Below are 13,599 nucleotides of genomic sequence, written 5' to 3'. Positions count from 1 at the left end.
TTATGCCTCCCTCTTTGAGATACTTGAAAATTTATTGTATTCTTTTTGGAAAATTAATTCCACCGTTCCACGAGCTCCACTACGGTTTTTCTCGATAATAACTTCTACCTTATTATTCGGTATGCCTTCCTCTTCTTCACCACCACGCTCATAGTAGTCGTCGCGATAAAGAAAGGCTACAATATCAGCGTCCTGCTCAATAGACCCAGATTCACGAATATCAGACAAGACCGGTCTCTTATCCTGACGTTGTTCTACACCACGAGAAAGCTGACTTAGAGCGATTACTGGAACCTTCAGTTCCTTAGCTAAAATTTTTAACTGACGTGAAATTTCTGAAACCTCTTGTTGACGATTTTCCCGACCAGTTCCCGTGATAAGCTGCAAATAGTCTATTAAAATCAAACCAAGATTTCCAGTTTCTTGAGCCAGTTTACGAGAACGAGAACGAATCTCTGTAATCCGAATTCCTGGCGTATCATCGATATAGATACTGGCGTTAGCTAGATTACCCTGAGCAATAGTATATTTTTGCCACTCCTCATCAGTCAATTGACCCGTACGGATAGAATGCGATTCCACCAAACCTTCTGCCGCCAACATACGATCCACTAGACTTTCCGCCCCCATTTCCAGTGAGAAAATAGCTACCGTCTTGTCCAACTTAGTCCCAATGTTCTGAGCAATATTCAAAGCAAAGGCTGTCTTACCAACCGCCGGACGGGCTGCTAGGATAATCAACTCCTCCTCATGAAGTCCAGTCGTCATATGATCCAAGTCACGATAGCCTGTCGCAATACCTGTAATATCGGTCGTTTGTTGCGAGCGAGCTTCCAGATTTCCAAAGTTGATATTCAACACATCTCGAATGTTCTTAAATCCACTTCGATTAGCATTTTCGCTGACATCAATCAGGCCTTTTTCTGCCTGAGCAATGATTTCATCAGCTGGTTGCGAAGCCTCGTAAGCTTGATTGACAGACTCTGTCAACTTGGAGATTAATCGACGTAGCATGGCCTTCTCTGCAACAATCTTAGCATAATACTCCGCATTAGCAGAAGTTGGTACAGAATTGACAATCTCAACCAAGTAAGACAGGCCACCAATATTCTGTAAATTACCTTGATTATCAAGAATGGTACGAACCGTTGTTGCATCTATAGCATCGCCACGATCGGATAAATCGACCATAGCTTGGAAAATCAAACGATGGGCATACTTAAAAAAGTCCCGAGACTCAATATATTCTCGCACAAAAACAAGCTTACTCTCGTCAATAAAGATAGCCCCTAAAACGGATTGCTCAGCTAAGATATCTTGAGGTTGTACTCGTAACTCTTCTACTTCTGCCATCAGACTTCCCTTCCTTTTACAATCTTGTCAAGAAAGTGTAAATTTACCCTTCTTTCACACGAAGATTGATCACACTTGTGATATCTTGATAGATTTTCACTGGCACATCAATCAAACCAACCGCCCGAATCGGAGCTTGCACTTGGATATGACGTTTATCAATCTTAATTCCAAATTGCTTTTGCAATTCTTCTGCAATCTTCTTATTCGTAATTGAACCAAAAGTACGGCCATCTGGACCAACTTTTTCAACAAATTCTACAACAGTTTCTTCTGCTTCAAGTTGGGCTTTAATTGCTTTTGCTTCTGCAATCATCTCAGCGTGAGCTTTCTCTTCAGATTTTTGTTTACCACGAAGTTCACCTACAGCTTGAGCAGTCGCTTCTTTGGCTAGATTCTTTTTGATAAGAAAGTTTTGTGCATACCCGGTTGGTACTTCCTTAATTTCGCCTTTTTTACCTTTTCCTTTGACATCTGCTAAAAAGATTACTTTCATTCTTCTTTCTCCTTTTCCTTTATTTCATTTAATACAATTTCTGTCAGTTTTTCACCTGCTTCTGACAAGGTTGAATCCTTAATTTGAGCTGCTGCCAAATTAAAGTGGCCTCCACCTCCCAGCTCTTCCATAATCCGTTGTACATTCAGCTTACTACGACTGCGAGCTGAGATAGAGATAAATCCTTGTGTATTCTTCGCAAGAACAAAACTCGCTTCAATACCTGACATAGCTAACATGGCATCTGCTGCCTTACTAATAACAACTGTATCATAACATTTCGAGTCCTTAGCCTCCGCTATTAGTACATCTGAACCTAATTTACGCCCCTGTAAAATCAGTTCATTGACCTCACGATATTCTTCAAAATCTGTTGCAGCAATCTCTTGGATAGCAATACTATCACTTCCTCTCGTTCTGAGATAGCTAGCAACATCAAATGTCCGACTAGTCACTCGTGAGGTGAAATTTTTAGTATCCAACATCATACCAGCCATTAAAACACTTGCTTGCATACGACTCAAACGATTTTTCTTAGAATTCTGGAACTGAATCAATTCCGTTACCAACTCACTGGCACTACTTGCACCACTTTCGATATAAGTAATAACCGCATTGTCTGGAAAATCCTGATCCCGTCTGTGGTGGTCAATAACAATGGTTTGAGTAAATAAATCATAAAAATCTTTTGATAGAGTTAAAGCTGTCTTTGAATGGTCTACAAGAATCAACAAAGAACGATTGGTCACCATCCCCATTGCATCCTTAACAGACAACAACTTCGTAACTCCTTCTTTTTCTAAGAATGCAACAGCTCGTTCAATATCTGGTGACATTTGATCTTCATCATAAAGAGCATAACTATTTTCTGTTACATTACTAGCAAATAACTGCATACCTACAGCAGAACCCAAAGCATCCATATCAAGATTTTTGTGACCAACTACAAAAACCTGATCTACACTTCTAATTTTATCTGAAATAGCCGTCATCATAGCGCGCGTACGTGTTCGTGTACGCTTGATTGACGCAGCAGACCCACCACCAAAATAAACTGGATTTTTCGTTTCGTCGTTCTCCTTGACAACCACCTGGTCTCCACCACGCACTTCAGCCAAGTTCAAGTTGAGTAATGCAACTTTCCCTATCTCATCATGATTTCCATCACCATAAGAAAATCCCATACTTAAGGTCAAAGGCAGCTGTCTCTGTTTTGACTCTTCTCTGAAAGCATCGATAACAGAAAATTTATCATTCATCAATCCCTCAAGTACCGTGTAGTCCGTAAAGAGATAGAAACGGTCCATACTCACTCGACGGGAGAACATGGCATGCTTCCCAGCAAATTCTGAAACAAAATTGGCTACAAAACTATTGATATGACTGATATCAGACTCCGATGTTTCATCTTCTAAGTCATCATAGTTGTCAACGGAAACGATCCCAATCACAGGTCGACTCGTTACTAACTCAACAGTCGCTTCGTATTCTCCAGACACATCAAAGAAGTAAAGAACTCCAGACACCTTGTCCATATGAACCGAATAGCGGGTCTCACCCAAGGTGGCATAAGAACCTGGATTCCCCACAGAAGCCTTGATAATTGTTTGAATTAATGCCACATCAATTTCGCCCACTTCATTAGTCAAAATCAATTCAGCATAAGGATTAAACCATTCAACTTCACCTGACGACAAGTCTAGTTTAATAACTCCGACAGGCATCTGTTCTAACAAGGTTGTCAAACTTTCTTCAGCTTGGTGGTTTACATACTGGATTTGTTCTACTTCACTCCTTGAGTAGTAGTCTCTCTGATGGATGAATAGTAAAATATATGAACCCAAAATAAGTAGCAAAAGAAATAGCGTTACCAGTGTATTCGTTACAAAAACAAGTTGCACAGATAGCACTCCGAACGCCACTATTCCTAATATTAAGGGGAAAATAGGACTTACATAAAATTTTTTCATTCCAAACCTCTTGGCACCCATTATACCATAATAACCACCAAAAAGCGACTTTTTAAAAGTGTAATCAGTAATTCTATCAATTATAAGAAAAAGGAGGTTTACAATTTAGTAAACCTTCCTTTACACATATTGAAATTAAGATTCTTTAACTTCTAACAGACCAATCTCGCCATCTTCACGACGATAAATCACATTGGTTGTCTGATCTTCAACATCCACATAGATAAAGAAATCATGTCCCAACAAATCCATCTGTAGAATAGCTTCTTCCAAATCCATTGGTTTTAAATCAATTTGTTTTGAGCGAACAACTCTTGATTGGACAACATTTGTATCTTCCACCAAAGCATCTGTAAATAATTGACTAGTTGCTACCTTGTTTTTATTTTTACGCTCGATTTTTGTTTTATTTTTACGAATCTGACGTTCAATTTTATCAGTTACAAGGTCAATTGAACCATACATATCTTGAGACACATCTTCTGCACGAAGAGTAATTGAGCCAAGCGGAATCGTCACCTCCACTTTAGCTGTTTTTTCACGATACACCTTCAAGTTAACTCGAGCATCCAACTCTTGTTCAGCTTGAAAATACTTTTCGATCTTTTCGAGTTTAGAAACTACATAATCACGAATTGCTTCTGTTACTTCTAGGTTTTCACCACGGATACTATATTTAATCATATGAGTACCTTCTTTCTAAACATTTTTGTTTTTCTGATTTCATTATAACGCTTTCATTTTATTTTTGCAAATTTTTTCCTCATCTTACAAGGGAAAATGTTTTTACATCCTCAGCACCAGCCTCTTCCAACAGTTTCTTCACACGATTTATAGTTGTTCCAGTAGTGTAAATGTCATCTATAAGTAGGATTTTTTTAGGAATAGTGACTCCCCTTTTAATAAAGAAAGGAAGTTCTGTTGCCAAGCGTTCTGAACGATTTTTAGAAGAACTGGCCCGCTCTTCTCTCTTCTCTAGTAAGTCTTGAAAAGAGAACCCTGCTGCTTCAACTAAACCTTCAACCTGATTAAATCCCCTCTCGAGCAATCTTTCAGGACTTAGGGGAATGACGATAAATTGATACTCTTTGTACTTTTTTAACTCCTCACTTAAAACTGAAGCAAAAACTTTTCTTAAAAGGAAGTCTCCATCAAACTTATACCGACTGAAAAAATCCTTCATAGCTTGATTGTACGTAAAAATCGCTCTATGGCTGACCTCAACTCCTTCTTTACACCAAAATTGACAATCTTGACACTTTGTTGACAATCCTGTTTTCATACAGTTTGGACAGTACTCTTCTCCAATTCTCTCAAAAGTAGAATCACAATCTAAACAAAGACAGGAGACATCATTCTTCAGAAGTAAGAGACTACTGAAAGTTAAAACAGCCTTCATAGTCTGCCCACATAATAAACACTTCATAGACCCGCCTCCTTATTCATCTGTTGAATTTCCATAATTGCCTTTTTGATTGAAGTATTTAACCCGTCATGGAAGAAAAGCAAATCTCCTGTCGGTCTATCCATGCTTCGCCCAACTCGTCCACCAATCTGAATCAAGCTAGACTTGGTAAAAAGGCGATGATTGGCCTCTACTACGAAAACATCCACACAAGGGAAGGTAACTCCACGCTCCAATATTGTCGTACTGATAAGTATTGTCAGTTCTCCATCTCGAAATGCTTGCACCTGCTCTAATCTATCTTCCGTAACTGAAGACACAAAACCAATTTTCTCATGCGGAAATTCCTTCTGTAAGACTTCTTTTAATTGCTCCCCTTTCTTAATTTCTGAAGCAAAAATGAGTAACGGATAAACTGTCTTTCTCTGTTTCTCAATATAAGACTTTAACTTTGGTGACAAACGATTCTTATCCAAATAGCGATTAAAATCCGATAACCAAACTGGCTTAGGAATAATCAATGGATTTCCATGAAATCGTCTAGGCAAACTCAATCGTTTCAATTCTCCTAAACGGACCTTCTTATCTAACTCATCTGTCGAAGTCGCTGTTAAAAAGATTCTCAGTCCATTCTCCTTTACACTATTCTTGACAGCATGGTAAAGCGTGGGGTTGTCAACATAAGGAAAGGCATCTACTTCATCCACTATCAGTAAATCAAAAGCTTGATAAAATTTTAATAACTGATGGGTTGTCGCAACAACTAGTGGTGTTCGAAAATACGGCTCTGATTCTCCGTGTAGTAAAGATATCTCGCAGGCAAAATCATCTTGCAGGCGCTTGTACAGCTCCAAACAAACATCTATGCGAGGACTAGCCAAGCATACTGCACCACCCGCATTGATCACTTTAGCTACTACTTGATAAATCATTTCTGTCTTTCCAGCTCCTGTTACAGCGTGAACCAAGGTTGGTTCCTGCTTGTCTACAGCTTGAATTAGTCCCTCTGACACCTTCTCTTGAAAAGGAGTTAATTGACCGCGCCATTTGAGAATATCTTGCTTCGCAAAATCCTCCTGCGGAAAATAGTATAAAGCTTGATCACTCCTGACTCGCTTCATCAGTAAACACTCCCTACAATAATAAGCACCGATGGGCAAATACCATTCATCTAAAATAGCACTATCACAACGTTGACAGAAAAGTTTCCCTTTCTCCTTTCTCATTGCTGGAAGTTTCTCCGCCAACTGACGTTCCTCTTTTGTTAATTCATTCTCAGTAAACAAACGACCGAGATAATTTGGATTTACTTTCATACTTCTTTATTCGTAAAAACCTAGCGCTTTAGATGATTTTTTAGTACAATTAAATCATGGAATTTAGAACAATTAAAGAGGACGGTCAAGTCCAAGAAGAAATCAAAAAATCACGCTTTATCTGTCATGCCAAGCGTGTTTATAGCGAAGAAGAGGCTCGAGACTTTATTACTACCATCAAAAAAGAACACTACAAAGCTACGCATAACTGCTCTGCCTTCATTATTGGGGAACGTAGTGAAATCAAACGTACAAGTGATGATGGTGAGCCCAGTGGGACTGCTGGCGTTCCCATGCTTGGGGTACTAGAAAATCACAACCTCACCAATGTCTGTGTGGTCGTGACACGCTACTTTGGTGGTATAAAACTAGGCGCTGGAGGACTGATTCGTGCTTACGCCGGCAGTGTTGCCTTAGCCGTCAAAGAAATTGGCATCATTGAAATAAAGGAACAGGCGGGCATTGCTATTCAAATGTCTTACGCTCAGTATCAAGAGTACAGTAACTTCCTTAAAGAACATAATCTCATGGAACTGGATACAAACTTTACAGATCAAGTCGATACGATGATTTATGTTGATAAAGAAGAAAAAGAAAATATTAAAGCTGCACTGGTGGAGTTTTTTAATGGAAAAGTTACTTTAACTGATCAAGGTTTACGAGAAGTTGAAGTTCCTGTAAATTTAGTGTAAACAAAGGAGAAAAATATGGCATTTGGTAAATTCATTCAAGGACTTGCTGGTAACTTTAGCGAGCAAAACAAAGAAACTCTTATCAAAGAATATGGACAATATCTACTAGAAAATGAAGAAATTCAAAGTGGATATAAACTGATTCGTGACTCAATTATATTTACAAATATCCGCATTATCTTTACAGATAAACAAGGCGCTACCGGTCGTAAGATGTCTATTAAATCAATCTTTTTGATGAACATTGTTAACGTTGAAATGGAAACTGCAGGAGCAGGTATAGATGATAGTGAAATTACTATTACTTATTTAGAGAATGTCTTTCTAAAAGCACATAATGAACATTTTAGTTCTCATAAATTTGAATTTCCTAAGAAAACGGATATCGTTCCACTTTATACCTATTTATTAGAATTAGCTTATCACAATCGCTTGAAAATTAATGACTTGGACCTGTGATATAAAAAAATCCTATCACTTCGATAGGATTTCTATATTTTACAAATGATATAGATAGCGTTATACTAGAAATATCTTATACAAAGAGGTATTCATATGTCTATTTATAACAATATTACTGAATTAATCGGTCAAACTCCGATTGTTAAACTCAACAACATCGTACCAGAAGGGGCTGCGGACGTCTATGTAAAGCTTGAAGCATTCAACCCTGGTTCTTCTGTAAAAGATCGTATTGCTCTTAGCATGATTGAAAAAGCTGAACAAGACGGTATTCTGAAACCAGGTTCTACAATTGTTGAAGCAACAAGTGGAAACACTGGTATTGGACTTTCATGGGTAGGTGCTGCTAAAGGGTATAAAGTCGTCATCGTTATGCCTGAAACTATGAGTGTAGAACGACGTAAGATTATCCAAGCTTATGGTGCTGAACTCGTCCTAACTCCTGGTAGTGAGGGAATGAAAGGCGCTATTGCTAAGGCTCAAGAAATCGCTGCTGAACGTGATGGTTTCCTTCCTCTTCAATTTGACAATCCAGCTAATCCAGAAGTACACGAAAGAACAACAGGAGCTGAAATACTAGCTGCTTTCGGTAAAGATGGACTAGATGCCTTTGTTGCTGGAGTGGGTACCGGTGGAACGATTTCTGGTGTTTCTCATGCACTCAAATCAGCAAATTCTAACATTCAAGTTTTTGCGGTAGAAGCAGATGAATCTGCTATTCTATCTGGTGAAAAACCTGGCCCTCACAAAATTCAAGGTATCTCAGCTGGATTTATTCCTGATACACTTGATACAAAAGCCTATGATGGTATCGTTCGTGTAACATCAGACGATGCTCTCGCACTCGGCCGTGAAATTGGTGGAAAAGAAGGATTTCTTGTAGGGATTTCTTCAGCTGCAGCTATCTACGGAGCCATCGAGGTTGCCAAGAAATTAGGTACAGGTAAAAAGGTTCTTGCTCTAGCACCAGATAACGGTGAACGTTATCTCTCTACAGCACTTTATGAATTTGAAGTGTAGTCTCCTAAATGCACTTAGCCCTTTTTATAGGGCTTTTTATTTATATCTTGAAAAGTAGAATTCTTTCCCTATAGGAATCTACTGCATAGAAAAAAGGAAGCACTTCAGCTTCCTTTTTATTATTAGTTATTCAAGGCTGCTGCCATTGTAGCTGCAACTTCAGCTTCGAAGTCGTTTGCAGCTTTTTCGATACCTTCACCAACTTCAAAGCGAGCGAACTCAACTACTGAAGCGTTAACTGATTCAAGATATGCTTCAACTGTCTTGCTGTCATCCATGATGTATACTTGTGCAAGAAGTGTGTAAGCTTGGTCAACTTTAGTGTTGTCAAGCATGAAGCGGTCCATTTTACCTGGGATGATTTTGTCCCAGATTTTTTCTGGTTTGCCTTCTGCAGCCAATTCAGCTTTGATGTCAGCTTCAGCTTGGGCAATCACTTCATCAGTCAATTGAGCTTTTGATCCATACTTCAAGTGTGGAAGAGCTGGTTTGTTAACCATTGCACGACTTTCGTTGTCTTGGTCGATAACGTGGTTCAATTGTGCCAACTCATCTTTAACGAATTGCTCATCCAATTCTTTGTAAGAAAGAACTGTTGGTTTCATCGCTGCGATGTGCATTGACAATTGTTTAGCAAGTGCTTCGTCTCCACCTTCAACAACTGAAATAACACCGATACGTCCACCGTTATGTTGGTATGCTCCAAAGTGTTGTGCGTCTGTTTTTTCAATCAATGCAAAGCGACGGAATGAGATTTTTTCTCCGATAGTTGCTGTTGCAGATACGTATGCAGCTTCAAGAGTTTCACCTGAAGGCATTGTCAAAGCAAGTGCTTCTTCATTATTAGCAGGTTTTCCTTCAGCAATAACTTTAGCTGTAGTATTTACCAATTCAACGAATTGAGCATTTTTCGCAACGAAGTCAGTTTCAGCGTTTACTTCAATAACTGCTGCAACATTACCGTTAACATAAACACCAGTCAATCCTTCTGCAGCAACACGGTCAGCTTTCTTAGCTGCCTTAGCCATACCTTTTTCACGAAGCAATTCAATCGCTTTTTCGATGTCACCGTCTGTTTCTACAAGCGCTTTTTTAGCGTCCATAACTCCGGCACCAGATTTTTCACGCAACTCTTTTACAAGTTTAGCTGTAATTTCTGCCATTTTGATTCTCCTATATTTTTTAAAAATAGGAGAGCCGGGCTAAGCCCCGCCCTCCTAGGTAATTACTATTTATATGAATTAAGCGTTGTCGCCTTCTACAACTTCAACGATTTCTTCAATTGAATCTGCTTGAGCTTCAGAAGCTACAAATTCTGCTTCAACTGCTACTGCATCTTCACCTTGACGTCCTTCAATGATAGCGTCAGCCAATTTAGCTGTGATCAATTTAACAGCGCGGATAGCGTCATCGTTAGCTGGGATGATTACATCGATATCATCTGGATCAGTATTTGTGTCAACCATCGCTACAACTGGGATTCCCAATTTTTTAGCTTCTTTAACAGCGATTTGCTCTTTATGTGGGTCAACTACGTACATCACATCTGGGATACGAGGCATATCTTCGATACCACCCAAGAATTTTTCAAGACGTGCACGTTGTTTATTAAGAAGTGCAACTTCTTTCTTAGGAAGAACTTCGAAAGTTCCATCTTCTTCCATACGTTTGATTTCTTTCAAACGAGCGATACGTTTTTGGATTGTTCCCCAGTTTGTAAGAGTTCCACCCAACCAACGGTGGTTAATAAAGTATTGACCTGAACGTACTGCTTCTTCAGCAACTGCATCAGCTGCTTGTTTCTTAGTACCAACAAACAATACAACTGCATCGTTAGCTGCTGCATCACGCATGAAATCGTAAGCTTGGTCAGCGTATTTTACAGTTTGTTGCAAGTCGATAACGTGGATTCCGTTACGTTCAGTGAAGATGTACTTAGCCATCTTAGGGTTCCAGCGACGAGTTTGGTGACCAAAGTGTACACCAGCCTCAAGAAGTTGTTTCATTGAAATTACTGCCATGAGTATTTCTCCTTTTTGTTTTTTTCCTCTTCTTGACTTCAACTCGCAAAACGACCCAAAGGCAACTGTTTCACAATTCATCAAGAATGAGTATTATCGTTCACACGACAATTTTCATTTTACCATACTTTTTCAATATTTTCAAGCTATTTTAGTAGATTTTTAAAGTATATAAATTATAAAAGAGACTCAAATCGAGCCTCTTCGTTTTATTCATTAGTTTGGATAGATATATGTTACAAAACCTTCTGAAGTTGTAGTAGGATTGAACCAACCACGTTTATTTCCGATTGTACGGTTTCCACCATAGTTTGATTCAGATACTTGGATACTTGTTGATGATGAAACAGCTGTAACCACGGCTACGTGTCCATATCCACCATCATTCCAACATGCAATGGCACCAACTTGAGGTGTAGATCCTGTGCGGAATCCTGCAGCAGCTGCACTTGTAGCCCACTGTGCTCCATTACCCCAGTAATCTCCAGCCCAAGGTGCTAATGTTTTAGCTCCCCATGTACACTCACCAGTTGGATAACTTGAAGCGTTTGTACTGTATGTTGGACGATGTTTTACTGATGCAGGAGTGTAGCTTGAAGATGATTCAGATGAACTAGATACTGCTTGAACTTCTGCTGTAAAAGTTGTATTCCCAGAAGCAACTACTGTTTGTTGTTGACTTGCTTGTTTAGCTTTGTAGGCTGCTTCTGCTTCTGCAGCTGCTTTAGCTTCTGCTTCCGCTGCAGCTTTTTTCTCAAGTAAACTTGCTTTTTCATCCTCTGCAGTAGCCTTTTCAGCAGCAAGATTCAATTCTGCAGCTTTCAACTCAGCTTGTTTTGTAGTTAATGATTGAGCATCATCAGCTAGTTTTTGCTGATTTGCAATAACTGTATTAATCGCATCATTGTTTGCTACTTGTTTTTCAGAAATAGCTTTTTTATCTGCTTTTTGTTGTTCCAACATTTTGTTGTTTGCAGATACGATTTCACTCATTGCAGCAACACGTGAAATAGCTTCTGTAATTGATTTTGAGTTTACAATTGTATTGATGTAATTTGTTGCAGCTCCATTTGTTTGAGCACTACGAGCTTGTTTTTGCAATGAATCATTGCGAGATACAATATTCTTAGAAAGTTCTGTAATTTCACCCTCAAGCTTTTTAGATTCTGCTTGTAGTCTATCATTTTCAGATTGCAAGTTTGATTGCTCTGTTTGAATAGCAGATACTTGCTCCTGAATTTGATCAACTTGTTTTTGGGCTTCTTGTTGTTGTGCTGTTAAGTTACTAATTTTATTATCTTGAGCAGCAATTTTGTCATCAGTCGTTTCTGCATGCGCAGTTGTTAAAACAGCTACTTGAGAAACCATTACTGTACTTAGTAAAAGTGACGCTAAGATTTTTTTCTTCATATTTCGTAGATACTCCTTCTTTTAAAGACACTACTAGTATACCAAAAAAAGGCCTAATGAATATTACGCCTTTGTTACATTTTTATTTCTTTCTTATAGGTAAAATTTTTCAAAAATAAACTGAAAGATAATCATCCATATAAGGTTCAAAATCATTGATGGTACTAAACTATAGACTATAAATAAAGACATACTATCCACAGTTAAACCTACCACTAATGCAAGTATATAAGCTCCCATCTCAAATAGAAAAGTCATGACAATAATTGCCAACATTCTCGTCCAACGATTCAATAAAATAACACTATTAAATTTATGGAGAAATACTCCCAACAAGACGAACAACAAAGTTGCAATCCCTATCAAGTGGAAAAAGTAAATGTCATAAACCAAACCCACTACAAAACAATAAGCTAAATAGAAATACTCTGATACTTCAATCGTCTCAAATAAGAGAAACAGAAATAGAAAATGACTAGCCAACTGAACGTGGGGGAAAAATGAGCCCAGAAGCTGGCTAATATGGGCATCAATTAGAACAAAGAAAGGAAGCAATAAAAATACTCCAACTCGCTTCAACTGTCTCATTATGAATTCCCCACTAATTCTATCACACTCACATTATGAGTATCTGCACTCAATTTAACTGTTACTTCTCGTGTCAAGTAGTCTGTACTATGCGTTGTGGCAACCACTTCACCAACAGGAATATCCGCAACGTTAAAGTTTCCTAATCCACCCGTTGTCACCTTATCGCCTGTACTAATATCGCTATTACTATTTAATTGACTAATTTTAAGAACTTCATTTTCCTTGTCGTAACCAACAATAATTCCATAAATTGTAGTAGAACCATGTTGAATCTTTACCGAAATCTTATCAGCATTTTCCGTATTTGTCAGAAGGTTGACCATAGTAGAGTTGTCCTCTACTTTTGAAACACTCCCAATCAAACCACCATTTGCAATGGCTAACATGTTCTCAGAAGCCCCTTTTGATTTGCCTGCATCTAAGGTCAATTCCTGTTTCCAAGATACTGGAGAACGCATAATAACATCCGCTGCTAAAGTCTTTGTAGCTTGCAACTTGGACTTCATATCAAGCAATTGGCGCAGTTGTTCATTTTCCATCTTTAAACTTTCCGCCTCATTTGATTTAACTTCTAATTGGTAAATCTGTTTCTTCAAACTTTCATTTTCATTATATGTTCGTGTCAAATGAGCCAAATCTGATTTGACAGAATCAAACCACTGAAAAGGTTTTTGAACAACCCTATCAACCAATGAGATTCCATCTCCTAATTTTGTCACAATTGTACTTGAATAAGTCGTTGCTAAGAGAGCTGACACAAGCATAACAGTGACAAAAACAATAATGACATATTTTGATTTTTTAAAACGGTTCATATCCCTACCTTCATATCAAAAACTGTTACAGTAATTTTTTATCAATTC

At 38.4% G+C, this 13,599-nt stretch carries 14 protein-coding genes; 3 read left to right on the top strand and 11 right to left on the bottom strand.

The window, feature by feature from the left end; all coding sequences use genetic code 11:
* The 6 genes from dnaB to ACLNCP_RS02820 form a co-directional block, all read right to left on the bottom strand.
* Nucleotides 1-1,353 (bottom strand): replicative DNA helicase, encoded by a 1,353-nt coding sequence (gene dnaB / locus ACLNCP_RS02845; protein WP_049543256.1) that lies wholly within the window; start codon nt 1,351-1,353, stop codon nt 1-3.
* 43 nt (nt 1,354-1,396) lie between these two features.
* A complete protein-coding gene (gene rplI, locus ACLNCP_RS02840) occupies nt 1,397-1,849 on the bottom strand; it encodes a 50S ribosomal protein L9 (RefSeq protein WP_000864214.1) in 453 nt (150 codons plus the stop codon).
* Nucleotides 1,846-3,819 (bottom strand): DHH family phosphoesterase, encoded by a 1,974-nt coding sequence (locus tag ACLNCP_RS02835; protein WP_424844008.1) that lies wholly within the window; start codon nt 3,817-3,819, stop codon nt 1,846-1,848. Before ACLNCP_RS02835 ends, rplI begins: the two co-directional genes overlap by 4 nt.
* 135 nt (nt 3,820-3,954) lie before the next feature.
* A complete protein-coding gene (hpf, locus tag ACLNCP_RS02830) occupies nt 3,955-4,503 on the bottom strand; it encodes a ribosome hibernation-promoting factor, HPF/YfiA family (RefSeq protein ID WP_004255322.1) in 549 nt (182 codons plus the stop codon).
* Between the two features lie 79 nt (nt 4,504-4,582).
* Nucleotides 4,583-5,245, bottom strand: coding sequence for a ComF family protein (locus ACLNCP_RS02825; protein ID WP_084887702.1), 663 nt, complete (start codon nt 5,243-5,245; stop codon nt 4,583-4,585).
* Complete coding sequence (locus ACLNCP_RS02820; protein WP_424844007.1) at nt 5,242-6,540, bottom strand: DEAD/DEAH box helicase; 1,299 nt, start codon at nt 6,538-6,540, stop codon at nt 5,242-5,244. The genes ACLNCP_RS02825 and ACLNCP_RS02820 overlap by 4 nt, the downstream gene beginning before the upstream one ends.
* Nucleotides 6,541-6,596: 56 nt before the next feature.
* Here ACLNCP_RS02820 and ACLNCP_RS02815 point away from each other — a divergent pair, with 56 nt between their 5' ends.
* The 3 genes from ACLNCP_RS02815 (at nt 6,597) to cysK (ending at nt 8,714) form a co-directional block, all read left to right on the top strand.
* Nucleotides 6,597-7,232: a YigZ family protein gene (locus tag ACLNCP_RS02815; RefSeq protein ID WP_084926268.1), complete on the top strand. Its 636-nt coding sequence runs from the start codon at nt 6,597-6,599 to the stop codon at nt 7,230-7,232.
* Between the two features lie 15 nt (nt 7,233-7,247).
* Complete coding sequence (locus ACLNCP_RS02810) at nt 7,248-7,691, top strand: PH domain-containing protein (RefSeq protein ID WP_060627334.1); 444 nt, start codon at nt 7,248-7,250, stop codon at nt 7,689-7,691.
* Nucleotides 7,692-7,787: 96 nt separating this feature from the next.
* Entirely contained in the window at nt 7,788-8,714 is a 927-nt protein-coding gene (cysK, locus tag ACLNCP_RS02805; RefSeq protein WP_049521100.1) for a cysteine synthase A, read from the top strand.
* A gap of 122 nt (nt 8,715-8,836) precedes the next feature.
* On the opposite strand, the gene tsf is transcribed toward cysK, so the two are convergent.
* The 5 genes from tsf to mreC form a co-directional block, all read right to left on the bottom strand.
* A complete protein-coding gene (gene tsf / locus ACLNCP_RS02800) occupies nt 8,837-9,877 on the bottom strand; it encodes a translation elongation factor Ts (protein WP_033682512.1) in 1,041 nt (346 codons plus the stop codon).
* Nucleotides 9,878-9,955: 78 nt separating this feature from the next.
* A complete protein-coding gene (gene rpsB / locus ACLNCP_RS02795) occupies nt 9,956-10,735 on the bottom strand; it encodes a 30S ribosomal protein S2 (RefSeq protein ID WP_000268469.1) in 780 nt (259 codons plus the stop codon).
* 216 nt (nt 10,736-10,951) lie between these two features.
* On the bottom strand, nt 10,952-12,145 hold the full coding sequence (gene pcsB, locus ACLNCP_RS02790) for a peptidoglycan hydrolase PcsB (protein WP_084926267.1): 1,194 nt from the start codon (nt 12,143-12,145) through the stop codon (nt 10,952-10,954).
* A 93-nt stretch (nt 12,146-12,238) separates the two neighbouring features.
* Nucleotides 12,239-12,733 carry a rod shape-determining protein MreD gene (gene mreD, locus ACLNCP_RS02785; RefSeq protein ID WP_084926266.1) on the bottom strand — a complete coding sequence of 165 codons (495 nt, stop codon included), beginning with the start codon at nt 12,731-12,733 and terminating at the stop codon, nt 12,239-12,241.
* Complete coding sequence (mreC, locus tag ACLNCP_RS02780; protein ID WP_084926265.1) at nt 12,733-13,551, bottom strand: rod shape-determining protein MreC; 819 nt, start codon at nt 13,549-13,551, stop codon at nt 12,733-12,735. The genes mreD and mreC overlap by 1 nt, the downstream gene beginning before the upstream one ends.
* Nucleotides 13,552-13,599 lie beyond the last annotated feature (48 nt).

Source organism: Streptococcus sp. CL6.35 (assembly GCF_049737915.1).
In the GTDB taxonomy this organism is placed as follows: Bacteria; Bacillota; Bacilli; order Lactobacillales; family Streptococcaceae; genus Streptococcus.
Note: the sequence above shows the minus strand (reverse complement) of the source record. Positions and strands in the feature narration are given on the sequence as shown.